Annotated in this window: 18 protein-coding genes; 2 read left to right on the forward strand and 16 right to left on the reverse strand. The window is 71.8% G+C overall.

Annotated features, from left to right (window positions below; genetic code table 11):
* Nucleotides 1-3 precede the first annotated feature (3 nt).
* The 5 genes from ruvX to D7D94_RS03995 form a co-directional block, all read right to left on the reverse strand.
* Complete coding sequence (gene ruvX / locus D7D94_RS03975) at nucleotides 4-471, reverse strand: Holliday junction resolvase RuvX (RefSeq protein WP_156241361.1); 468 nt, start codon at nucleotides 469-471, stop codon at nucleotides 4-6.
* Nucleotides 468-3,128, reverse strand: a complete 2,661-nt coding sequence (alaS, locus tag D7D94_RS03980) for an alanine--tRNA ligase (RefSeq protein WP_156241363.1) — start codon at nucleotides 3,126-3,128, stop codon at nucleotides 468-470. Before alaS ends, ruvX begins: the two co-directional genes overlap by 4 nt.
* A 70-nt stretch (nucleotides 3,129-3,198) precedes the next feature.
* Entirely contained in the window at nucleotides 3,199-3,387 is a 189-nt protein-coding gene (locus tag D7D94_RS03985) for a hypothetical protein (protein WP_156241365.1), read from the reverse strand.
* A 147-nt stretch (nucleotides 3,388-3,534) separates the two neighbouring features.
* Complete coding sequence (gene rpsD, locus D7D94_RS03990; protein ID WP_156241366.1) at nucleotides 3,535-4,164, reverse strand: 30S ribosomal protein S4; 630 nt, start codon at nucleotides 4,162-4,164, stop codon at nucleotides 3,535-3,537.
* A gap of 224 nt (nucleotides 4,165-4,388) precedes the next feature.
* Entirely contained in the window at nucleotides 4,389-5,735 is a 1,347-nt protein-coding gene (locus D7D94_RS03995) for a replication-associated recombination protein A (RefSeq protein ID WP_156241368.1), read from the reverse strand.
* A gap of 325 nt (nucleotides 5,736-6,060) precedes the next feature.
* Between D7D94_RS03995 and D7D94_RS04000 the strand changes: the two genes are divergently transcribed.
* Nucleotides 6,061-7,713 carry a DUF349 domain-containing protein gene (locus D7D94_RS04000; RefSeq protein ID WP_343032143.1) on the forward strand — a complete coding sequence of 551 codons (1,653 nt, stop codon included), beginning with the start codon at nucleotides 6,061-6,063 and terminating at the stop codon, nucleotides 7,711-7,713.
* A 97-nt stretch (nucleotides 7,714-7,810) separates the two neighbouring features.
* Entirely contained in the window at nucleotides 7,811-8,401 is a 591-nt protein-coding gene (locus tag D7D94_RS04005; RefSeq protein WP_156241370.1) for an SAM-dependent methyltransferase, read from the forward strand.
* Here D7D94_RS04005 and D7D94_RS04010 read toward each other — a convergent pair.
* The 11 genes from D7D94_RS04010 to gatC form a co-directional block, all read right to left on the reverse strand.
* Nucleotides 8,380-10,644 carry a RelA/SpoT family protein gene (locus tag D7D94_RS04010; RefSeq protein ID WP_425486980.1) on the reverse strand — a complete coding sequence of 755 codons (2,265 nt, stop codon included), beginning with the start codon at nucleotides 10,642-10,644 and terminating at the stop codon, nucleotides 8,380-8,382. The genes D7D94_RS04005 and D7D94_RS04010 overlap by 22 nt on opposite strands.
* Before the next feature lie 37 nt (nucleotides 10,645-10,681).
* Nucleotides 10,682-11,653 carry a protein translocase subunit SecF gene (gene secF / locus D7D94_RS04015; RefSeq protein WP_156241374.1) on the reverse strand — a complete coding sequence of 324 codons (972 nt, stop codon included), beginning with the start codon at nucleotides 11,651-11,653 and terminating at the stop codon, nucleotides 10,682-10,684.
* On the reverse strand, nucleotides 11,653-13,350 hold the full coding sequence (gene secD, locus D7D94_RS04020; RefSeq protein WP_156241376.1) for a protein translocase subunit SecD: 1,698 nt from the start codon (nucleotides 13,348-13,350) through the stop codon (nucleotides 11,653-11,655). The genes secF and secD overlap by 1 nt, the downstream gene beginning before the upstream one ends.
* 47 nt (nucleotides 13,351-13,397) lie before the next feature.
* Nucleotides 13,398-13,844, reverse strand: coding sequence for a preprotein translocase subunit YajC (locus tag D7D94_RS04025; protein WP_156241378.1), 447 nt, complete (start codon nucleotides 13,842-13,844; stop codon nucleotides 13,398-13,400).
* Nucleotides 13,845-13,928: 84 nt separating this feature from the next.
* The gene (gene ruvB, locus D7D94_RS04030; protein ID WP_156241380.1) at nucleotides 13,929-14,969 is read right to left on the reverse strand and encodes a Holliday junction branch migration DNA helicase RuvB; all 1,041 of its coding nucleotides are present in this window, start codon (nucleotides 14,967-14,969) and stop codon (nucleotides 13,929-13,931) included.
* A complete protein-coding gene (ruvA, locus tag D7D94_RS04035; protein ID WP_156241382.1) occupies nucleotides 14,962-15,585 on the reverse strand; it encodes a Holliday junction branch migration protein RuvA in 624 nt (207 codons plus the stop codon). Before ruvA ends, ruvB begins: the two co-directional genes overlap by 8 nt.
* A 47-nt stretch (nucleotides 15,586-15,632) precedes the next feature.
* A complete protein-coding gene (gene ruvC, locus D7D94_RS04040; RefSeq protein ID WP_156241383.1) occupies nucleotides 15,633-16,202 on the reverse strand; it encodes a crossover junction endodeoxyribonuclease RuvC in 570 nt (189 codons plus the stop codon).
* Nucleotides 16,203-16,735: 533 nt separating this feature from the next.
* A complete protein-coding gene (locus D7D94_RS04045) occupies nucleotides 16,736-17,722 on the reverse strand; it encodes a hypothetical protein (RefSeq protein ID WP_156241385.1) in 987 nt (328 codons plus the stop codon).
* Between the two features lie 370 nt (nucleotides 17,723-18,092).
* Entirely contained in the window at nucleotides 18,093-19,607 is a 1,515-nt protein-coding gene (gene gatB / locus D7D94_RS04050) for an Asp-tRNA(Asn)/Glu-tRNA(Gln) amidotransferase subunit GatB (RefSeq protein ID WP_156241387.1), read from the reverse strand.
* Nucleotides 19,607-21,130 carry an Asp-tRNA(Asn)/Glu-tRNA(Gln) amidotransferase subunit GatA gene (gene gatA, locus D7D94_RS04055; protein ID WP_156241388.1) on the reverse strand — a complete coding sequence of 508 codons (1,524 nt, stop codon included), beginning with the start codon at nucleotides 21,128-21,130 and terminating at the stop codon, nucleotides 19,607-19,609. Before gatA ends, gatB begins: the two co-directional genes overlap by 1 nt.
* Nucleotides 21,127-21,429, reverse strand: coding sequence for an Asp-tRNA(Asn)/Glu-tRNA(Gln) amidotransferase subunit GatC (gatC, locus tag D7D94_RS04060; RefSeq protein ID WP_156241390.1), 303 nt, complete (start codon nucleotides 21,427-21,429; stop codon nucleotides 21,127-21,129). Before gatC ends, gatA begins: the two co-directional genes overlap by 4 nt.
* Nucleotides 21,430-21,437: the final 8 nt, after the last annotated feature.

The following is a 21,437-nucleotide window of genomic DNA, read 5'->3' on the forward strand; positions in this document are numbered from 1 at the left end:
GCCTTACTCCAAACCGGTGCCGACGAGGATGCCGGGCGCGGCCCCCGTCTGCTTCTCCGTGTCGACGGCGTGCTGCAGCAGCACGACCGCGGCGACCTGATCGACGATGCCGCGCGACCCCTTCTGCGACCGCCCGGACTGGCGCAGCGCCGCGTGCGCGCTCACCGTGCTGAGCCGCTCGTCGACCATGCGCACGGGCGCCGACTGCGCACGCGTGAGCTCGTCGGCGAAGTCCCGCGCGTCCTGGGTGGACGGCGTGTCGTCGCCGCGCATGTTGAGCGGCAGGCCCACGACGAGCTCCAGCGGCTCGTGCGCGGCGGCCAGCTCGACGATGCGCGCGATCGATCGCTCATCGCGCGGCACCGTCTCCACCGGGACGGCGAGCATGCCGTCGCGGTCGCACCGCGCGACGCCGACCCGGGCCTTGCCCACGTCGACGCCGAGGCGCACACCGCGGCGGAAGCCGGTCATGCAGCCGCCAGGCCGGTGCGGATGGCCGCGAGCGCGGCGGGCACGGCGGTCGCGTCGGTGCCGCCGCCCTGCGCCATGTCGTCGCGCCCGCCGCCGCCACCGCCGAGGGCCGACGCCGCGGCCTTCGCGAGGGCGCCGGCCTTCGCGCCGGCGCCGCGTGCGGCCTCGTTCGTCGCGACGATCACCACGGGGCGCCCCGCCACCTCGCCCGCGAGGGCGACGACGGCCGCGTCGGACCCGAGCCGCTCGCGCACCTGCGTGACGAGCGCGCGGACGTCGTCCTGCGATCCGACCGCACCGAGCGATTCCGCGACGAGGCGCACCGCGCCTACCCGCGCCGCACTCTCGGCGAGGGCCGGCACGCGCTCGGCCAGCGCCTTGGCCTCGTACTGCGCGATGCGCTTCTCCGCGGCCTTGAGGCTCGCCGCCAGCTCGGCGACGCGGGTGGGGAGCTGCTCGCGCGGGGTCTTCAGCGCCGCGGTGAGCTCGTTCACGAGCGCGCGCTCCGCGGTCAGCTCGCGGAAGGCGTCGAGACCTACGAGGGCCTCCACACGGCGGTTCGACGCGCCGACCGACGACTCGCCGGTGATGGAGATCAGCCCGATCTCGGCCGAGGTCGACACGTGGGTGCCGCCGCAGAGCTCGCGCGACCACGGCCCGCCGATGTCGACCATCCGCACGCGGTCGCCGTACTTCTCGCCGAACAGGGCCATCGCGCCGGCGGCCTTCGCCTCCTCGAGCGTCAGCACGCGCGTGGTGACCTCGAGGTTGTCGCGCACGGCGTTGTTGGCGATCTCCTCGATCTCGCTGCGGGTGGCCGAGCTGAGCGGCTGTCCCCAGGTGAAGTCGAAGCGCAGGTAGCCGGCGCGATTGAGCGACCCGGCCTGCGTCGCGCCCTTGCCGAGCGTGTCGCGGAGGGCGGCGTGGACGAGGTGGGTGGCGGAGTGCGCCTGCGTCGCCGCGCGGCGGTTCGCCGCGTCGACGACCGTGGTCGCCGGCTGACCGACGCCCACCTCACCGCGCGTGACCTCGACCGTGTGGCTCACGAGCCCGGGCACGGGGCGCTGCACGTCGAGCACCTCGAGCTCGAAGCCCGGTCCGACGATGGCGCCCCTGTCGGCCACCTGGCCGCCCGACTCCGCGTACAGCGACGTCTCGGCGAGGATGATCTCGGCGATCTGCCCCTGCGTGGCGCTCGTCCGGCTCTCGCCGTCGACGAGCACGCCGAGCACGCTCGACTGCGTCTCGAGGTCGGTGTAGCCCGTGAACTCGGTCTCGCCGAGCGCGCGGAACTCGCGGTACACGCCGACGTCGGCGATCGCGCGCTTGCGGGAGCGGGCGTCGGCCTTCGCGCGCTGCTTCTGCTCCTGCATGAGGCCGTCGAACGCGTCGCGGTCGACGCCGAGGCCGGCCTCCTCCGCGATCTCGAGGGTGAGGTCGATGGGGAAGCCGTAGGTGTCGTGGAGGAGGAACGCCTCGGGACCGGCGAGGGTGGCGCCCCCCGAGGCCTTGGTCTTGGCCACGGCGGTGTCGAGGATGGTCGAGCCCGCCGTGAGCGTGCGCAGGAACGTCTCCTCCTCCGCGAACGCGTAGGACGAGATGCGCTGCCAGTCCTGCTCGACGACCGGGTAGCCCTCCTTCATGGCGTCGCGCGACGCCTCGAACAGCGCGGGGAACGTGGCTTCCTCGACCCCGAGCAGGCGCATCGAGCGCACGGTGCGGCGCATGAGGCGGCGCAGGATGTACCCGCGGCCCTCGTTGGAGGGCGTGACGCCGTCGCTGAGGAGCATGAGCGATGAGCGCACGTGGTCCGCGATCACGCGGAAGCGCACGTCGTCGCCCTGGTCGGCGCCGTAGCGGCGGCCGGAGAGCTCGACGGCGCGGTCGAGGACCGGCCGGACCTGGTCGGTCTCGTACATGTTCTCGACGCCCTGCTTGAGGAACGCCACGCGCTCGAGGCCCATGCCGGTGTCGATGTTCTTCTTCGGCAGCTCGCCGACGATGTCGAACTCCGTCTTCGAGCGCACGTTGGTGATGGAGTTCTGCATGAACACGAGGTTCCAGATCTCCAGGAAGCGCCCGTCGTCGACGGCGGGTCCCCCGTCGCGCCCGTAGGCCGGGCCGCGGTCGACGTAGATCTCGGAGCAGGGGCCGGCGGGGCCCGGCTGACCCGTGGTCCAGAAGTTGTCGGCACGTCCGAGCCGCTGGATGCGCTCGGCGGGGATCCCGGCGATCTTCCGCCACAGCGCGGCGGCCTCGTCGTCATCCTCGTACACCGTCACCCACAGATCGCGCTCGGCGAACCCGAGGCCGCCATCCGCCTCGCTGGAGGTGAGGAGCTCCCACGCGTAGGAGATCGCACCCTCCTTGAAGTAGTCGCCGAACGACCAGTTGCCGAGCATCTGGAAGAACGTGCCGTGACGGGCGGTCTTCCCGACCTCCTCGATGTCGTTCGTGCGGATGCACTTCTGCACGTCGGCCGCGCGCGCGTACGGCGCGGGCACCACGCCGGTGAGGTACGGGATGAACGGCACCATGCCGGCGATCGTGAACATGATCGACGGGTCGTCGCTCACGAGCGACGCCGAGGGCACGATGGTGTGGTCGTTCTTCTCGAAGTAGTCGAGGTAGCGCTGCGCGATCTCCGCGGTCTTCATGAGGAGGGAAACGTCCTTCGGTGTACGTGCGAAAGCGGCCGCCGGTCGGGCGGCCGCAGGAGTGTGAGGGTCAGGCGGGCTCGTCGCCGTCGTGCCGGGCGGCCTCGGCGTAGTACGCGTCGGACATGCGGTCGGCGAACTCGTCGATCCGCCGGTCGATGGACGCCAGCAGCTCGTGTCCGCGCGGGTCCTTGTTCAGGAGGTGCCCGACGACGAGGCCTCCGACGAGCCCCAGCAGGAACCACAGCAGCTTCTTCATGTCATCCGTCCTCGCGCCCGTCGCGTGTGTCGGCGCCGCACGCGACGCGCAGCGCCATCCCATCCTAGGGCGCAACGTCGGCGGAGAAGCGAGAGGGCGCCGGGGCACGAAGCCCCGACGCCCTCCCGCGCGTATCGCGATGTGCGATCAGCGCGCCGCGTAGTACTCGACGACGAGCTGGACTTCACAGGTGACCGGCACCTCGACGCGCTTCGGGCGACGCACGAGCTTCGCCTGGAGCTTGTCGAGGTCGACCTCGAGGTAGCCGGGGACGTTCGGCAGGACCTCGGCGTGACCGCCGGCGGCCGCGACCTGGAACGGCTCGAGCGCCTCGCTCTTGGCCTTGACCTCGATCGTCTGACCCGGCTTCACCCGGAACGACGGACGGTCGACGATGTTGCCGTCGACGGTGATGTGACGGTGCACGACGAACTGGCGGGCCTGCGCGGTGGTGCGGGCGAAGCCCGAACGCAGCACGAGCGCGTCCAGACGCATCTCGAGGAGCTCGACGAGGTTCTCACCCGTCAGGCCGTCCTGGCGACGCGCCTCGTTGAAGGCGATGCGGAGCTGCTTCTCGCGGATGCCGTACTGCTCGCGGAGACGCTGCTTCTCACGCAGACGGACGGCGTAGTCGCTGTCGGCCTTGCGCTTGGTGCGGCCGTGCTGGCCGGGGCCGTAGGGGCGCTTCTCGAGGTAGCGCGCGGCCTTCGGGGTGAGCGCGACGCCGAGCGCGCGCGACAGGCGGACCTTGCGGCGGTCCTGGGACTTGGTGACCATGGTTTCCTTTCACGTGGCCGCGGATGTCGCGGACACACGGACGTACATCGCTCTTCTCCCGTTGGGGGCGTACGCCGGACTGCCCGAAGGAACTGCGAAGAGGGATGTGCCCGGATTTCGAGCCGATTCAGCCTATCAGACCGGCGCTCCCCGGCCGCCGAGGCGGCTCCCAGCAGCGGATGGCGTCGGCCGGCCATCCGCAGAGCCGTCAGTCCTCAGAGCCGTCAGCCCTCGAGGATGCGGCGGATCCGCTCGAGGCGGGCGGACACCTCGCGCTCGCCGCCGTGCTGCGTGGGCTCGTAGTAACGCGTGCCGACGAGCTCATCGGGCAGGTACTGCTGCGGCACCACGCCGACGTCGCTGTCGTGCGGGTAGCGGTAGCCCTTGCCGTGCCCCAGCCGCTTCGCCCCCGCGTAGTGCGCATCCCGCAGGTGCTTGGGGACCGGCCCCATCCGCCCGGCCTTCACGTCGGCGATCGCAGCGCCGATCGCGCGGTACGCGGCGTTGGACTTGGCGGCGGTCGCGAGATAGATGGTCGCCTCGGCGAGCGGGATGCGCCCCTCCGGCATGCCGATGAACGCGACGGCGTCGGCGGCGGCCACGGCGATCTGCAGCGCCTGCGGGTCGGCGAGGCCGATGTCCTCGGCGGCGTGCACCACCAGGCGCCGCGCGATGAAACGCGGATCCTCGCCGGCTTCGATCATGCGGGCGAGGTAGTGCACGGCGGCGTCGGGATCGGAGCCGCGGATGGACTTGATGAACGCGCTGATGACGTCGTAGTGCTCGTCGCCCTGCCGGTCGTAGCGCAGGAGCGCGCGGTCCACGGCCTGGGCGACATGGTCCGCCGTCACCAGGGCGGGCTCGCCCTCGCTCTCCTCCTCGGCGTCGCCTGCGATCTCGGACGCCGCGACCCCCGCGCTCGCCTCGAGGGCGGTGAGCGCGCGCCGGGCGTCGCCGGAGGCGAGCTGGATGAGCGCCGCGCGCGCCTCCGGTGCGAGCGACACCGCGCCCGCGAGGCCGCGCGCGTCGGATACCGCCCGGTCGATGAGGGCGCCGAGATCGTCGTCGGTGAGGGGCTGCAGGGTGAGCAGGAGCGATCGCGAGAGCAGCGACGAGATGACCGAGAACGAGGGGTTCTCGGTGGTGGCCGCGATGAGGATGACCCAGCCGTTCTCCACGCCGGGCAGCAGCGCGTCCTGCTGGGCCTTGGTGAAGCGGTGGATCTCGTCGAGGAAGAGGATGGTCGACTGGCCGTAGAGGTCTCGCTGGTTCAGCGCCTCCTGCATGACCTCGCGCACGTCCTTCACCCCCGCGGTGATCGCGGACAGCTCGACGAAGCGTCGTCCCGACGAGCGCGCGATCGCCTGGGCGAGCGTGGTCTTGCCGGTGCCGGGCGGGCCCCACAGGATCACGGAGACGGTGCCCGGCTTGGTGCCGTTGGGGTCCGCCAGCGCGACGATGGGCGAGCCCGGACGCAGCAGATGCGCCTGACCGGCGACCTCGTCCAGCGACGTCGGGCGCATGCGCACGGCGAGCGGCGTCTGCCCTTGGAAGAGCGCGGCGGAGGTCATCTCTCCAGGCTAGTCGGCGCCTCCGACGCCGGGCTGGATGGCCGTGCCAGCTCCGCGAGCTGCTCGCGCATGCCCGCGAATGCTTCATATCGATGAAGCGCTCCTCGCCGACGGAGCCACGGAGGCGCTCGCGGTGCGAGCACTGCCGGATCGCCCGCGCGCGGTCGCCCTCGAGCGGAGGAGGTGTCACGGCCGAGCGGATCGAGTGCGGCCAGGAGCGGGACGGCGGAATGAATCGCACTCCACCGCTGACCTGAGCGACCGCGCGTACTAGGCTGGGCGCGTCCTGTTCCCCTCCCGCGGACCCCCGCGCAAGGAGATTCCCGTGTCGATTCCCGACCACACCACCCCGACCGACTCCGCGCCCGAGGAGGCTCCCGTCGACGCGACCGCGTCTGCGGACGAGACCGCCTCGTCTGCCGCCGACGCGCTCACGCGTCAGGCGGTGGCCGACAGCGCTCTCATCGAGGCCGGCGCCATCCCCGCGCCGACCGGAGCGGAGTCCGCCGACGAGGAGACCCCTGCCGGGGCGCCCGAGCCGGGGTCCGCGCCGGAGCCGACGACCGCGGCGGGCACCGAGCTGCCGGCGGACGGCGCCGCGGCTGCCGAGCCGACCGAGGCCGCAGACGCCGCGCTGACCGACGCCGAGCCGACGCAGCCCGCAGACGCCACGCCCGATGCCGCTCCGGCGGCGCCCGAGCAGGCCGACGCCGCACCCGCCGAGGCGCCCACGGAGCCCGGTGAGGTCGTCATCGAGGAGACCTGGGGCCGCGTGACGGAGAACGGCGTCGTGTCGGTCCGCGAGGGCGACCAGTGGCGCGTCGTGGGCGAGTTCCCCGACGGCACGCCGCAGGAGGCGCTCGACTACTTCGTGCGCAAGTTCGCCGACCTGGAGTTCAAGGTGTCGACGCTCGAGCAGCGCCGCACGCGCGGCGGCGCATCGGCGAGCGACCTGCGCGGTCAGGCCACGCGCCTGCAGAAGGACGTCTCCGGCGCCACCGCCGTCGGCGACCTCGCCGGACTCGAGCAGCGCCTCACCGCTCTCGTCGAGGCCCTCGCGGAGGCGACGGCCGAGGAGGCCGCCGCGGCGCGCGCCGCCGTGGATGCGGCCATCGTCGAGCGCACCGGCATCGTCGAGAAGGCGGAGGCGCTCGCCGCCCGCGACCCGAAGACCGTGCAGTGGAAGCAGGCGACGGCCGACCTCGCCGACCTCTTCGCCGCATGGCAGAGCCACCAGCAGAACGGCCCCCGTCTGCCGAAGGCACAGGCTCAGGCCCTCTGGAAGCGTTTCCGTGATGCGCGCTCGACGGTCGAGCGGCAGCGACGCGCCTTCTTCGCCGAGCTCGACGAGGTGCACAAGTCGGCGCGCGACGCGAAGAACCGTCTCATCGAGCGCGCCGAGGCCCTCGCTCCGCGCGGCGAGGACGGGATCCCCTCCTACCGCACGCTCCTGGACGAGTGGAAGCGCTCGGGCCGCGCCGGCCGCAAGGCCGACGACGCGCTCTGGGCCCGCTTCAAGGCCGCGGGCGACGCGCTGTACCAGGCGCGCACGGAGCGCGACCAGGCCGAGCAGGCCGAGTCGGCCCCGCGCATCGAGGCGCGCCGCGCGCTCCTCGAGGAGGCCAAGGTCGTCGCCGACACGAAGGACCTCACCGAGGCGCGTCGCATCCTCACGGGCATCCAGCGCCGCTGGGACGAGGTCGGCCGCATCTTCCCGCGCGACGTGGAGCGCGGGCTGGACGATCAGATGCGCCGCATCGAGCAGGAGCTCAAGCAGCGCGAGGACCTGGACTGGAAGCGCAACAATCCCGAGACGAAGGCGCGAGCCAACGACCTCGGCGGTCAGCTGCGCGAGGCGATCGAGAAGCTGCAGGAGGAGCTCGCCGCCGCGGAGGCGCAGGGCGACCCGCGTGCGATCGCCGACGCCAAGGAGGCCCTCGAGGCCCGTCAGGCCTGGCTGCGCGCCATCGGCGGCTGATCCCACACGAGAAGCGGCCCCGTCCATCCGGACGGGGCCGCTTCGTCTGTCCACAGGCATCCGCGCCACCCCGGCCATCCGCGGCACACTGGCGAGCATGACCGTGTCGGGCGTCCTCTTCCCGGGCGGGCGCTTCAGCGTCGCCGAACTGCAGGCGTCATGCCTCGACGGCGAGCTCGTGCCGCTCGGCATCGGGTATCTGCCGGCCGACGCCCCGACGCCGCCGGCGGTGCGGGCGGCCGCCCTCGCCCCGCTGCTCACCACGAGCTGCGCATACGTCGGGATGGCCGCGGCCTGGATCCATGGGGCGGCCTGCCGATTGCCGGAGCCTCTCGACGTGCAGCGCGCGGTGCCGTGGCGCACCACCCGCACCCTCGACCGCAGGGTGCGCTTCCACGATCAGGAGCTCGCCCCCGCCGACGTCGAGCTCCTCGGCGCGACCGCCGTGTCGACCCCGGCGCGCACCCTCGCCGACCTCGCCCGCGACGCGGTGCGCCCGGATCCGCTTCACGCCGATGCCGGCCGCGCCGCCCTCGTGCTCGCGCGGGACGCCGCGACGCGGGCGACGGCCATCGCCTGGTTCGCCGCGCATCCGCGGCGCACGCACGCGGTCGCGGCGGTCGCGCTCCTGCGCTCGCTCGACGAGGTCGCCCCCGCCGAGCGAGCTCAGGAGGACGTCACGCGGTAAACGTCGTAGACGCCGTCGATGCGGCGCACCGCGTTCAGCACGCGGTCGAGATGCACGGTGTCGCCCATCTCGAACACGTAGCGCGAGATCGCGAGGCGCTCCCGCGTGGTCGACACGTTCGCCGAGAGGATGTTGACGTGATGCTCGGTGAGCACGCGCGTGATGTCGGAGAGCAGTCCGCCGCGATCGAGGGCCTCGACCTGGATCTGCACGAGGAAGACGCTCTTGGTCGTCGGCGCCCACTCCACGTCGATCATGCGCTCGGGGTTGTCCTTCAGCGCCCGCACGTTCGTGCAGTCGGCGCGGTGGACCGAGACGCCCTGGCCGCGGGTGATGAACCCGACGATCTCGTCGCCGGGCACGGGCGTGCAGCACTTCGCGAGCTTGACGAGGATGTCGTCGGCGCCGCGCACGAGCACGCCCGAGTCGCCGCCGCGCGACTTTCTGCGCGAGGGGCTCGACGGCAGGTCGATGAGGCCGGTCGCCGGCTCCGACGTCTGATGCAGCGCCGTGACCTTCTCGAGCACCGACTGCGTCGAGGTGTGCCCCTCGCCCACGGCCGCGTAGAGCGCCGAGACATCCTCGAGCCGCAGCTGGTGCGCGACCTCGGCCAGCGAGTCCTTGAGGTTCTGCAGAGGCATGTTCTGGCGGCGCATCGCGCGGGCGATGGCCTCCTTGCCCTGCTCGATCGCCTCGTCGCGGCGCTCCTTGGTGAACCAGCCGCGGATCTTGTTGCGCGCGCGCGAGCTCTTGACGAACTCGAGCCAGTCGTGGCTGGGGCCCGCGTCGGGGTTCTTCGACGTGAAGACCTCGACGATGTCTCCAGAGTTCAGCTGGGAGTCCAGCGGCACGAGACGGCCGTTGACCTTCGCGCCCATCGTGCGATGGCCGATCTCGGTGTGCACGGCGTACGCGAAGTCGACCGGCGTCGCGCCGGCGGGGAGCCCGATCACACGCCCCTTCGGCGTGAAGACGTAGACCTCCTTCGCGCCGATCTCGTAGCGCAGCGAGTCCAGGAACTCGCCGGGGTCCTTCGTCTCGGCCTGCCAGTCGCTGAGGCGGGCCACCCACGCCATGTCGGTGTCGGAGAGACGTCCGTCCTCCTGGCCCGAGGCCATCCGCTCCTTGTACTTCCAGTGCGCGGCGACGCCGTACTCCGCCTGCTGGTGCATCTCCTGCGTGCGGATCTGGATCTCGACCGTGCGGCCGCCCGGGCCGATCACGGTCGTGTGGAGCGACCGGTAGAGGTTGAACTTCGGGGTGGCGATGTAGTCCTTGAAGCGCCCGGGAAGCGGCGTCCAGCGCGCGTGGATCGCGCCGAGCACGGCGTAGCAGTCGCGCACGCTGCTCACGATGACGCGGATGCCGATGAGGTCGTAAATGTCGTCGAACTCGCGTCCGCGGACGATCATCTTCTGGTACACCGAGTACAGCTGCTTGGGGCGGCCGACGACGGCGCCGCGGATCCGCAGCTCGTGCAGGTCGATGCTGACGTCGTCGATGACGCGCTGCACGTACTGCTCGCGCTGCGGGGTGCGCTGCTTCACGAGGCTGTCGATCTCGTTGTAGATCTTCGGGTACAGCACCGCGAACGACAGGTCCTCGAGCTCGGACTTGATCGCCTGGATGCCCAGGCGGTGCGCGAGCGGCGCGTAGATCTCGAGGGTCTCCGTGGCCTTCTTCTTCGCCTTCTCCGGCGGCACGAAGCCCCACGTGCGGGCGTTGTGCAGGCGGTCGGCGAGCTTGATGACGAGCACGCGGATGTCCTTCGACATCGCGACGATCATCTTGCGGACGGTCTCGGCCTGCGCGCTCTCGCCGTACTTGACCTTGTCGAGCTTCGTGACGCCGTCGACGAGGAGCGCGACCTCGTCGCCGAACTCCGAGCGGAGGTCCTCGAGCGGGTAGCCGGTGTCCTCCACGGTGTCGTGCAGGAGCGCCGCGGCGATCGCCTTCGGACCGAGGCCCAGCTCGGCGAGGATCTCCGCGACCGCGAGCGGGTGGGTGATGTAGGGCTCGCCGCTCTGTCGCTTCTGCCCGCGGTGCCGCTCGGCGGCCACCTGGTACGCCTTCTCGATGATGGCGACGTCGCCGCGCGGGTGGTTCGCGCGCACCGAGGTCAGCAGCTTCGAGAGATCCGCGTAGCGAGGGGCCCGCGAGAAGATCCGCGGCACGAGCCGTCGCAGGCTCGTGGGGCTGCTGTCGGGCATCGTCCTCCTCCCCCGGCCGCCGGGCGTGGACATCATCCTAAGCCCGCCGCACCGCGCACGAGGGCCGCGGTCAAGCGCGGGCTCCGAGCACGCGCTGGTCGCGCTGGGCGATCGCCGGCTCCTTCTCGCGCATCAGCGAGTAGAGCGGCGCCGACACGAACAGCGTGGAGTAGGTCGCGACGAGGATGCCGACGAAGATCGACAGCGAGATGTCGGAGAGCGTCTCCGCTCCGAGCCAGATCACGCCGATGAAGAGGATGGCCGCGACCGGCAGCGCTGCCACGATCGACGTGTTGATGGAGCGGACGAGGGTCTGATTGACGCCGAGGTTGACCGACTCCCCGAACGTGCGCCCGGAGATCTCGCCGTCCTCCGCGGTGTTCTCGCGGATCTTGTCGAAGACCACCGTGGTGTCGTAGAGCGAGTAGCCGAGGATCGTGAGGAAGCCGATCACCGCCGCGGGCGAGATCGCGAAGCCCGCCAGCGCGTAGATGCCGATCGTGATGACGAGGACGTCGACGAGGCCGATGATCGCCGCGACCGACATCTTCCAGGTGCGGAAGTAGATGGCGAGGATGACGAACGTCAGCACGAGGAAGACGCCGAGGCCCCACAGCGACTGGCGCGTGACATCCGCACCCCAGGTCGGGCCGATGAACGAATCGGTCACCTCGGCGGCGTCGACGCCGTAGCCCTCGGCGAGGGCCGCCGAGACCTGGCGGGTCTCGTCCTGCGACAGCTGCGTGGTCTGCACGCGGATGTCGGTGCCGCCGACGACGGTGACCTTGGCCTCCGCCTCTCCGTCGACCGAGTGCACGGCATCCGTCGCGATGGACTGGTCCGTGGACTCCGGCGCGGAGACGGTGAACTGCGAGCCGCCCGTGAACTCGATCGAGAGCTCGACACCGCGCACGAACGGCGCGAGCACCGAGATCGCGACGAGCGCGATGGCGATGATGAACCAGAGCTTCCGGCGCGCGACGAACGGAACCGACGCCTTGCCCGTGTAGAGGTCGTTGCCCCACTGTCCCATCGAGCGCATCAGACGTTCTCCTCCGTGCCGAGGCGCTCGCCTGCGCGGCGCTCAGCTTCCTTGCGTTCGGCGATGGTCTGGCGTCGCTCGGCTTCCCCGCGCGCGCGGCTGCTGCGCGGCGACGTGACCGCCGGCGCGCGGAACTGCGCGCGTCCGCGGAAGACGGCGCCGAGCGAATCGGGGTCGAGCCCCGAGAGCGGATGGCCGCCCCCGAAGAAGCGGGTGCGCGCGAGCAGCTGCATGACCGGGTGGGTGAAAATGATGAAGATCAGGATGTCGAGCACGGTGGTGAGACCGAGCGTGAACGCGAAGCCCTTCACGGTCGCGTCGGCGAGGATGTACAGCACCACGGCCGCGAGGATGTTGATCGACTTCGAGATGTAGATCGTGCGCTTCGCACGGGCCCAGCCGTCCTCGACCGCCCCGGTGATCGTCTTCCCGTCGCGCAGCTCGTCTCGGATGCGCTCGAAGTAGACGATGAACGAGTCGGCGGTGAAGCCGATCGTGACGATGAGGCCGGCGACGCCCGCGAGCGACAGACGGTACCCCACGCGCCACGACAGGATGCAGAGCAGGATGTAGGTCAGCACCGCCATCACGGCGAGCGAGGCGATGATCACGAAGCCCAGTGCGCGGTAGCTGATCGCCACGACGTACAGCGCGACGAGGCCTAGGCCGATCAGGCCGGCGATGAGGCCGATCTGCAGCTGCTGCGAGCCGAGCGTGGCGGAGATGGTATCGGAGGAGACGACCTCGAAGCTGATCGGCAGAGCGCCGAACTTCAGCTGGTCCGCCAGGACCTGCGCGGTCTCCTGCGTGATGCCCTGGCCGGAGATGCTGGGGCGGCCGTTCGTGATGACCGCGTCCATGGTGGGCGCGGAGATGACCTGGCCATCCAGGACGAACGCGAACATGTTCGCGGGCTGTGCCTGGCCGTAGAGCTGCTGGCTGATCTCGCCGAACGTCTTGGTGCCCTCGCCGTTGAAGCGCAGCTGCACGGCCCACTGGCCGTTCTGCTGATCGACGACCGCCTGCGCGTCGGAGATAGACGAGCCGTCCATCTCGAGCGGGCCGAGGAGGTACTTCGCGGATCCGGTCTCGTCGCACGCGATGAGCGGCTGGTCGTCGGCGGCCTCGGACGGGTCGGACGGCTGCGCGCAGTCGTACGCGAAGAACTGCGCCTGCAGCGCGGGCGTGATCCAGTTCGGGTCGTTGCCCGCCGTTGGCTCGACCGTGGGGGTCGCGGGCAGCGACGGGTCGGGCGTCGGGTACGGCGTGGTCTCGCCGTCCTCGCCCACGAACGTGTTGGCGGCCGCGTCGGCGTAGAGCACCTTGCGGAGCTGCATCTGCGCGCTCGCCTCGATCCGCTCGCGGGTCGCGTCATCCGCGACCCCCGGGATCTGCACGACGATGTTGTTCGCGCCTTGCGTGGTCACCTCGGCCTCGGAGACGCCGGAGGCGTCCACGCGCTGGCGGATGATCGTCACCGCCTGGCGCATCTGCTCGTCGGACGGGGTCTCGTCCGCTGTCTGCGCCTCGAGCACGATCTGCGTGCCGCCCTGCAGGTCGAGCGCGAGTTCGGGAACCCAGGCGCTCTCCTTGAACACGTGCACGCCGAGCGCGTTCACGCCGAAGAGCACCGCCGTGAGGACGAGGAGGCCGGTGAGAGTGCGCACAGCTCTGCGCACGGGTGAGGATGTCGCCACGAGACGTCAGCTTTCCGGTCGGCCCGAGGGCCCGAGATGGGGACGAGTCAGTTCTGGGGCTTGTCGTCACCGGGGCGACGGCCGCCCTCGATGTCGTCCAGGCCGTCCACGCGCGGCGCATCGTCGACCGGACGCTCCACGTCGGCCCCGCTGAGGTTCAGCAGCTCGTCCTGCTGCGCGACGGGCTCGACGGTCTCGTCATCCGCGGCGTCGACCGCGACGGCGGCCGTCTCCGGAGCCAGGTCGAGCGCCTGCGCGTGCACCTCGATGACGACTCCGGGAGCCACCTCGATCTCGGCGGGCTGCGTGAGGTCGTCCGCGTCGAAGAACACGATGGTGCCGAAGATGCCGCTGCGGGTCATCACCCGCGCGCCGGGAACCAGCTGGGCCTGTCGACGCTCCTGCTCCTCCTTCATCTTCTTGGTGCGGCGGCGGGAGCTGACGAACATGAACACCAGCAGCGCGGCCAGGACGACGAGGAGGAGAAGATCCATGGAGGATGCGCCTTTCAGACGTGCGTGAGCCGTCTTCGGCTCGAGGGGAACGACGCCGGAGAGCCCGGCGGAAGTCTCCAGCGATTATAGGTCATCGAGTTTCAGCGCTGTCTGCCCCTGCGCTGCGTGCACCACGCCGAGGTGCTCGTACGCCTCCGGAGTGGCGACCCGCCCGCGCGGCGTGCGCCCCATGAAGCCGATGCGCACGAGGTAGGGCTCCACGACGCTCTCGACCGTGTCGGCCTCCTCGCCGACGGAGACCGCCAGCGTGCCGAGGCCCACGGGACCGCCGCGGAATCGCCGCACGAGGGCGTCCAGCACGGCGCGGTCGAGCCGGTCCAGACCGATCGCGTCGACGTCGTACAGCTCGAGAGCGGCCCGGACGTCGTCGAGCGACGCCGCTCGGCCGCCGCCGCGCACGAGCGCGTAGTCCCGCACGCGACGCAGCAGTCGATTCGCGATGCGCGGCGTGCCGCGCGAGCGGCGCGCGATCTCGTCGCGCTGCGGACCCGCGAGGTCCATCCCGATGACGCGCGCGGAGCGGGCGATGACCTGCTCGAGCTCCTCGGGTTCGTAGTACTCGAGGTGGGCGGTGAACCCGAAGCGGTCGCGCAGCGGATTCGGCAGCATGCCCGACCGGGTCGTCGCGCCGACGAGGGTGAACGGAGCGAGGTCCAGCGGGATGCTCGTCGCGCCGGCGCCTTTGCCCACCATGATGTCGATGCGGAAGTCCTCCATGGCGAGGTACAGCATCTCCTCGGCCGTGCGGGCCATCCGATGGATCTCGTCGATGAAGAGCACCTCGCCCGGTACGAGACTCGACAGCAGCGCGGCGAGGTCGCCGGCGTGCTGGATGGCCGGGCCGCTCGACATGCGCAGCGGCCGGTCGCTCTCGTGGGCGATGATCATCGCCAGGGTGGTCTTGCCGAGGCCGGGAGGGCCGGCGAGGAGGATGTGGTCGGCGGGGCGCTCCTGGATGCGCGCGGCGTCGAGGAGGAGCTGCAGCTGCCCGCGCACCTTGTGCTGGCCGACGAACTCCTCCAGGCTCGCCGGCCGCAGGGCGCCCTCGATGGCGAGCTCGGTGTCGTCCGCGGGCTCCGGCGAGATGGCGTCCCGCTCAGCCACGAGGGCCTCCCGGCTGCGCGGGGCCGAGCGCGGCGAGCGTCAGGCGCAGGAGGGCGGGAACCGACGCGCGGTCGGCGTCGGAGGCGGTCTCCGCGGCCGACGCGACCGCGTCCACGGCGACGCGCTCTGGCCATCCGAGACCCGCGACGGCCTGGGTGACCTGCGCGAGCACCGCGTCCGGCGCTGCCGCCCCGCGTGCCGCGGCGGCCGGCGACGGCGGGGCGAGGCGGCCCTGCAGCTGCAGGGCGATGAGCTTCGCGGTCTTGGGGCCGATGCCGGAGACCTTGCGGAACGGCTTGTCGTCCTCGTTCGCGACGGCCTCGGCGATCTGATCGATGGTGAGACCCGACAGCACGCCGAGGGCGGACTTCGGGCCGACGCCGGTGACGCCGAGGAGGATCGCGAAGACCTCGAGCTCCTCGCGCTCGGCGAAGCCGAACAGCGCGAGCTGGTCCTCCCGCACGATGAGGTGCGTGTGGAGGAAGAGCTCCTCCCCCTGCCTCGCGATGCGCGCGACGTCGACCGGCACGGCGACCGAGAAGCCGACTCCCCCCACCTCGACGATCACGCTGTCGGATCCGGTGTGCAGCACGGTTCCGCGCAGTGTCGAGATCATGACGTCCAGCCTACGGTGCGCTCGTACCTATGTTCGATGCGACACGCTCAGCGTGCGAGGGCGCCGCGGTTGCGCGTGCGCTTCTCGGCCTCGGCCCAGGCGCGCTGAGCGGGGGTGAGGGCCGCGTCCGCGGCGGCCTCCGCCGGCGCGCCGCGCCACGCGTGGCACAGAGCGAGAGCGAGCGCGTCCGCCGCGTCCGCGGGGCGAGGGAGCTCTTCGAGGCGCAGCACGCGGGCGACCATGGTCTGCACCTGCAGCTTGTCGGCCGACCCGTACCCGGTGATCGCGGCCTTGACCTCGCTCGGGGTGTGCGTGGCGGTCGGCAGGCCCGCCTCGGCCGCGAGCAGCAGGGCGACACCCGCGGCCTGCGCGGTGCCCATGACCGTGGAGCGGTTCTGCTGAGCGAAGACGCGCTCGACGGCGACGACCTCCGGACGGTGCTCCTCGAGGACGACGCGGATGCCGGCGGCGATGATCGCGAGCCGTTCGGCGACCGACGCGTCCACCGGCGAGCGGACGACGCCGACGTGCACGAGGGTCGCCGTGCGGTCCCGCCGCACGTCGACGATGCCGACACCGCAGCGGGTGAGACCGGGGTCGATGCCGAGCACGCGCATGCCGTCAGCCTACGCCGGGGGTCTGACGGCGGCGTGACGCGGGCGGGTCGCGGGCGGGGAGCACGAGTGCGGGAGTGCGGGGTGGCGCGCTCGGGCGAGGCGGGGTGGCGCGAGGCGGGGTGGGGTGGGCGGGTACGCGAGACGCAGTGTGCTCCGAGACAGCGCGTACGCTCGCCGGCATCGCCGCCGCTCCCACACCGCGCGTGGCGCACGCACTCTCGGAGCATCGACGCGCGCGGTCGCGGCCAGACAGCCCCATCGCTCCGACCCGGTGCCTGTGCTCGCGACCATCCGCGACGGTCTCAGCCCCCGCGTTCGCTCGCCGGCATCGCCGCCGCTCCCGCACCGCCCGTGACGCACGCACTCTCGGAACATCGACGCGCGCGGTCGCGGCCAGACAGCCCCATCGCTCCGACCCCGTACGCACGCTCAGGCCGGGCGCAGGCGCGCCCGGAGCCGGTTCACGTCCGCACGCCGCTCCCCGTCCCCGCGCGCAGATGACGCACCGGGCGGCGCGGAGCACGCACCGAGGATCAGCGCTCCAGCACGGGCTGCGCGAGCATCCCACCGAGCGCGGCGGGGAGTGTCGCGAGCAGCGCGTATCGCGGCGGCCTTCGCCGCACCAGGCCGGCGGCGTGGAGCGTCTCCTCGAGCTCGCGAGGATCGCGGACCTCCCGCCATCCCCACCGCGCCACGTTCGCGTGTTCGCGCAGCAGCCGATCGCGCTGCTTCTCCGCCAGCACCACCTCGGCCGGCGCTCCGTATGTGCCGTCGTACTTGACCGCGCCATCCGCCTCGCCGATGACCCGTTCGTGCTGCCACCACATGTCCACCCGCTGCGCGCGGCCATCCCTCGTCACGATCTGCTCCTGCAGGTGGGGCTCGTCGTAGCCCAGCCACGTCGCCGCGCACCGGCTGACCGACTCGAGCGGCGTCTCCGCCAGGGGATTCGCGAACGCGATCGCCTCCGACGACCTGCCCGAGCCGCGACCGATGGGCCGGTCGCCGCTCATCTCCGCCAGGTCGTCGCGGCTGGGAGCATCCGACCGGCGCAGCAGCGCGTCGAACACGGCGACGCCGGCGGCGAGATGACGGGAACGCGCGATGTCGATCGCGGTGTCCGCACGGGACACGACGCGCAGCCCGTCGATCTCCACGATGTCGCGCCGGTGCGCGCTCTGATGGATGCGGACCCCGCGCGACGCCCGGGCGGTGCCGGTCTCGGTCAGCAGGTGGACCTCGGCCGGCTCGGCCAGCACGGGCAGACCCAGCACGGCGGCCGCGGACTCGAGGAAGAGGGTGGTGCCCGGATGGGTGAGGGCCGCCGCGTGCACCCGCACCAGGTAGCGGCGCCAGGGAGGCAGCGCGCTCCACCCCGCGTCGTCGACGTACACGCCGCGCGCGACTCGGCGAACCTCGCCGCGCCGCTCCGCGAGATCGAGACGGATGTCCGCATCGCGCGGCGTCAGCAGCGGCAGCGGCGAGGGGACGAGACGGGGCGGAACGACGAGAGCCGGCATGCGGACCATGCTGGTCTTCACCGGAGCCCGCCAGACGCCTCGAACCAGCGCCGTGAGAGGACACGCCGCCAAGCTCGGGCTGTGCACACGTCGTCGACCGCCGGCACGTGCGAGGTCAGCGCGCCGAGGCCGCATCGATGCTCGGACACCGCGCCCCTGCGCCGAGACGTCGAGCAGGGCGCGCTGTTTCCGATCGAGCATGCGGCGGAGGCGGGAACCCGCGGCCTCGGAGCGCCCAACCGGTCCCCGATCTGCGGATGGCCCGGGGCGCTCCGAGACGGCCTCGACGCTCACGCACAGCGCCCCCGCTCCGAGACCGCGTGCGGGGCACGCGGTCTCAGAGCGGGGGCGCGGGAGAGCACGGGAGGCGCTACTGCTGTGCGCGCTCCAGGACGAGCTCGCGGACGCGTGCGGCGTCCGCCTGGCCCTTCATGGCCTTCATGACGGCGCCGATCACGGCGCCGGCGGCCTGGACCTTGCCGTCCTTGATCTTCGCGAGCACGTCAGGCTGCGCGGCGAGGGCGTCGTCGATCGCGGCGATGAGCGCCCCGTCATCCGACACGACCGCGAGGCCGCGGGCGTCGACGACCTCCTGCGGGGTCCCCTCCCCTGCGATGACGCCCTCGAGCACCTGGCGGGCGAGCTTGTCCGTCAGCGTGCCGGCCTCGACGAGACCCTGCAGCGCCGCGACATCGGCGGGCGACACGAGCGCGGACGGCTCGCGGCCCTCGGCGTTCGCGACGCGCGTGATCTCGCCGGTCCACCACTTGCGGGCGGAGGCGGGCGACGCGCCGGCGGCGACCGTGGCCTCGACCTCGGCCAGCAGGCCGCCGTTGGCGACGTCCTGGAACTCCAGGTCGGTGAACCCCCACTGCTCCTTGAGGCGGCGGCGGCGCGCGGACGGCGGCTCGGGCAGCGCGGCACGCAGCTCCTCGATCAGCTCGAGCGAGGGCTCGACGGGAAGGAGGTCCGGCTCGGGGAAGTAGCGGTAGTCGTCGGCGTCCGACTTCGGACGACCGGGCGACGTGGTGCCGGTGTCCTCGTGCCAGTGCCGCGTCTCCTGCGTGATCGTGCCGCCGGCGGCGAGGATGGCCGCCTGACGGCGGATCTCGTAGCGGACGGCGCGCTCGACCGAGCGCATGGAGTTGACGTTCTTCGTCTCCGTGCGCGTGCCGAGCTTCTCCGCACCCCGCGGACGCAGCGAGACGTTCGCGTCGCAGCGGATGTTCCCGCGCTCCATGCGGGCCTCGGAGATGCCGAGCCCGCGCGCGATCTCGCGGATGGTCGCGAGGTACGCCTTCGCGAGCTCGGGCGCGCGATGCTCGGCGCCGAAGATCGGCTTCGTGACGATCTCGACGAGCGGCACGCCCGCGCGGTTGTAGTCGACGAGCGAGTACTCGGCGCCCTGGATGCGGCCCGACGAGCCGCCGAGGTGCGTGAGCTTGCCCGCGTCCTCCTCCATGTGCGCGCGTTCGATCGGGATGCGGAAGACGTCGCCGCCCTCGAGCTCCACCTCGACCTCGCCCTCGAACGCGATCGGCTCGTCGTACTGGCTGATCTGGTAGTTCTTCCCGAGGTCGGGGTAGAAGTAGTTCTTGCGCGCGAACCGGCTCGACGGCGCGATCGAGCAGCCGAGCGCGAGGCCGAGGCTGATCGACGAGCGGATGGCCTCGGCGTTGACCGTGGGCATCGAGCCGGGAAGGCCCATGTCGACGGGCGCGATCAGCGTATTGGGGGCCGCGTCGTGGAACTCCTCGTTGGCGGGGTTGCCCGCCTCGGAGAACATCTTCGTGCGCGTGTTGAGCTCGACGTGCACCTCGAGGCCGATGACGGGCTCGAACATCTCGAGCGCGGCATCGAAGTCCATCAGCTTGTCCTTGGCCATCAGCGGGCCCCTCCTTCCGTCGCGCCCAGCACCGGCGCGCGATCCAGCAGCGGTCCGCCCCACGCGTCCACGAGCAGCGTCTCGAGGGCGGCGCCCACGCGGTACAGCCGCGCGTCCTCACGGGCCGGCGCCAGGAACTGGATGCCGGTGGGCAGCCCGTCGTCGGACGCGAGCCCCGACGGGATCGAGATCCCGGGGACGCCGGCGAGGTTCGCCGGGATGGTGGTGAGGTCGTTGAGGTACATCGACAGCGGGTCGTCGACCTTCTCGCCCAGACGGAATGCCGTCGTCGGCGCGGTCGGCGTCGCGATGACGTCGACGTCCGCGAACGCGCGGGCGAAGTCCTGCTGGATGAGCGTGCGGACCTTCTGCGCGCTGCCGTAGTACGCGTCGTAGTAGCCCGCGGAGAGGGCGTACGTGCCGAGGATGATGCGGCGCTTCACCTCGGGGCCGAAGCCGGCGTCGCGCGTGGCGGACATGACGTCCTCCACGGTGCCGCCGGGCACGTCGACGCGCATGCCGAAGCGCACGGAGTCGAACTTGGCCAGGTTGCTCGACGCCTCCGCCGGGAGGATCAGGTAGTAGGCCGCAACGGCGTACTCGAAGTGCGGGGCGCTGATCTCGACGATCTCGGCGCCCTGCGCCTCGAGCATCGCGACGGCGTCGCGGAACGACTCCGCCACCCCGGTCTGGAAGCCGCTGTCGGGCAGCTCCTTGACGATGCCGACGCGCAGGCCCTTCAGCACATCGCCGCGGGCCCCCTCGCGCGCGGCGGCGGCGAAGGATGGCCATGCGTCGGTGAGCGAGGTGGAGTCGCGCGGGTCGTGCCCGCCGATCACGTCGTGCAGGAGCGCGGAGTCGAGGACGGTGCGGGTGACGGGGCCGACCTGGTCGAGCGACGAGGCGAGGGCGATCGCGCCGTAGCGGCTGACGCCGCCGTAGGTCGGCTTCATGCCCACCGTGCCGGTGACGTGCGCGGGCTGGCGGATGGAGCCGCCCGTGTCGGAGCCCAGCGCGAGCGGCGCCTCGAAGGCGGCCACCGCGGCGGCCGAGCCGCCGCCCGAGCCGCCCGGGATGCGGTCGAGATCCCACGGGTTGCGGGTCGGCCCGTATGCCGAGTGCTCGGTGGAGGAGCCCATGGCGAACTCGTCCATGTTGGTCTTGCCGAGCGGCACGAGGTCGGCGGCGCGCGCACGGGCGACGACCGTGGCGTCGTAGGGCGACATGTAGCCCTCGAGGATGCGCGATCCCGAGGTGGAGGGCATGTCGGTCGTGACGAGCACGTCCTTGATGGCCAGCGGCACGCCGGCGAGCGGGCCGAGCTCCTCCCCGGCCGCGCGGCGGCGGTCGACGTCCTGGGCGACCTCGACGGCGTGATCGCTGACATGGAGGTAGGCGTTCACCTGCCCGTCGACGTCGGCGATGCGGTCGAGGTGCGCACGCGTGGCCTCGACGCTGGAGATCTCGCCCGCCGCGAGGCGCTCGGCGAGATCGGCGGCGGTCAGTCGGATGATGTCGCTCACTGCTCCTCCTCCGCGAGGATCGCGGTCACGCGGAACCGGTCGCCGTCGGCGTCGGGCGCGTTCTGCAGCGCCTGCTCGGTGGTGAGCATGGTGCCCACCTCGTCGGGACGGAAGACGTTCTGCAGGGCGATCGGATGGCTCGTCGCCGGCACATCGTCGCGCGCGACCTGGCCGACCTTGGCGATGTTGTCGACGATCGCGTCGAGCTCGCCGGTCAGGCGGGTCACCTCCGCGTCGTCGAGCTGGATCCGGGCGAGCACACCGAGATGGCGCACGAGATCGGGGGTGATTTCTGACACCCCTCGAT

Source organism: Microbacterium oryzae, assembly GCF_009735645.1.
GTDB classification, from domain to species: Bacteria; Actinomycetota; Actinomycetes; order Actinomycetales; family Microbacteriaceae; genus Microbacterium; species Microbacterium oryzae.

What these genes read in the sequence shown, in the direction of transcription:
- ruvX (WP_156241361.1), bottom strand. Translation starts at nt 471, where the DNA reads ATGACCGGCTTCCGCCGCGGTGTGCGCCTCGGCGTCGACGTGGGCAAG.
- alaS (WP_156241363.1), bottom strand. Translation starts at nt 3,128, where the DNA reads ATGAAGACCGCGGAGATCGCGCAGCGCTACCTCGACTACTTCGAGAAG.
- D7D94_RS03985 (WP_156241365.1), bottom strand. Translation starts at nt 3,387, where the DNA reads ATGAAGAAGCTGCTGTGGTTCCTGCTGGGGCTCGTCGGAGGCCTCGTC.
- rpsD (WP_156241366.1), bottom strand. Translation starts at nt 4,164, where the DNA reads ATGGTCACCAAGTCCCAGGACCGCCGCAAGGTCCGCCTGTCGCGCGCG.
- D7D94_RS03995 (WP_156241368.1), bottom strand. Translation starts at nt 5,735, where the DNA reads ATGACCTCCGCCGCGCTCTTCCAAGGGCAGACGCCGCTCGCCGTGCGC.
- D7D94_RS04005 (WP_156241370.1), top strand. Translation starts at nt 7,811, where the DNA reads ATGACCGTGTCGGGCGTCCTCTTCCCGGGCGGGCGCTTCAGCGTCGCC.
- D7D94_RS04010 (WP_425486980.1), bottom strand. Translation starts at nt 10,644, where the DNA reads ATGTCCACGCCCGGCGGCCGGGGGAGGAGGACGATGCCCGACAGCAGC.
- secF (WP_156241374.1), bottom strand. Translation starts at nt 11,653, where the DNA reads ATGCGCTCGATGGGACAGTGGGGCAACGACCTCTACACGGGCAAGGCG.
- D7D94_RS04025 (WP_156241378.1), bottom strand. Translation starts at nt 13,844, where the DNA reads ATGGATCTTCTCCTCCTCGTCGTCCTGGCCGCGCTGCTGGTGTTCATG.
- ruvA (WP_156241382.1), bottom strand. Translation starts at nt 15,585, where the DNA reads ATGATCTCGACACTGCGCGGAACCGTGCTGCACACCGGATCCGACAGC.
- ruvC (WP_156241383.1), bottom strand. Translation starts at nt 16,202, where the DNA reads ATGCGCGTGCTCGGCATCGACCCCGGTCTCACCCGCTGCGGTGTCGGC.
- D7D94_RS04045 (WP_156241385.1), bottom strand. Translation starts at nt 17,722, where the DNA reads ATGCCGGCTCTCGTCGTTCCGCCCCGTCTCGTCCCCTCGCCGCTGCCG.
- gatB (WP_156241387.1), bottom strand. Translation starts at nt 19,607, where the DNA reads ATGGCCAAGGACAAGCTGATGGACTTCGATGCCGCGCTCGAGATGTTC.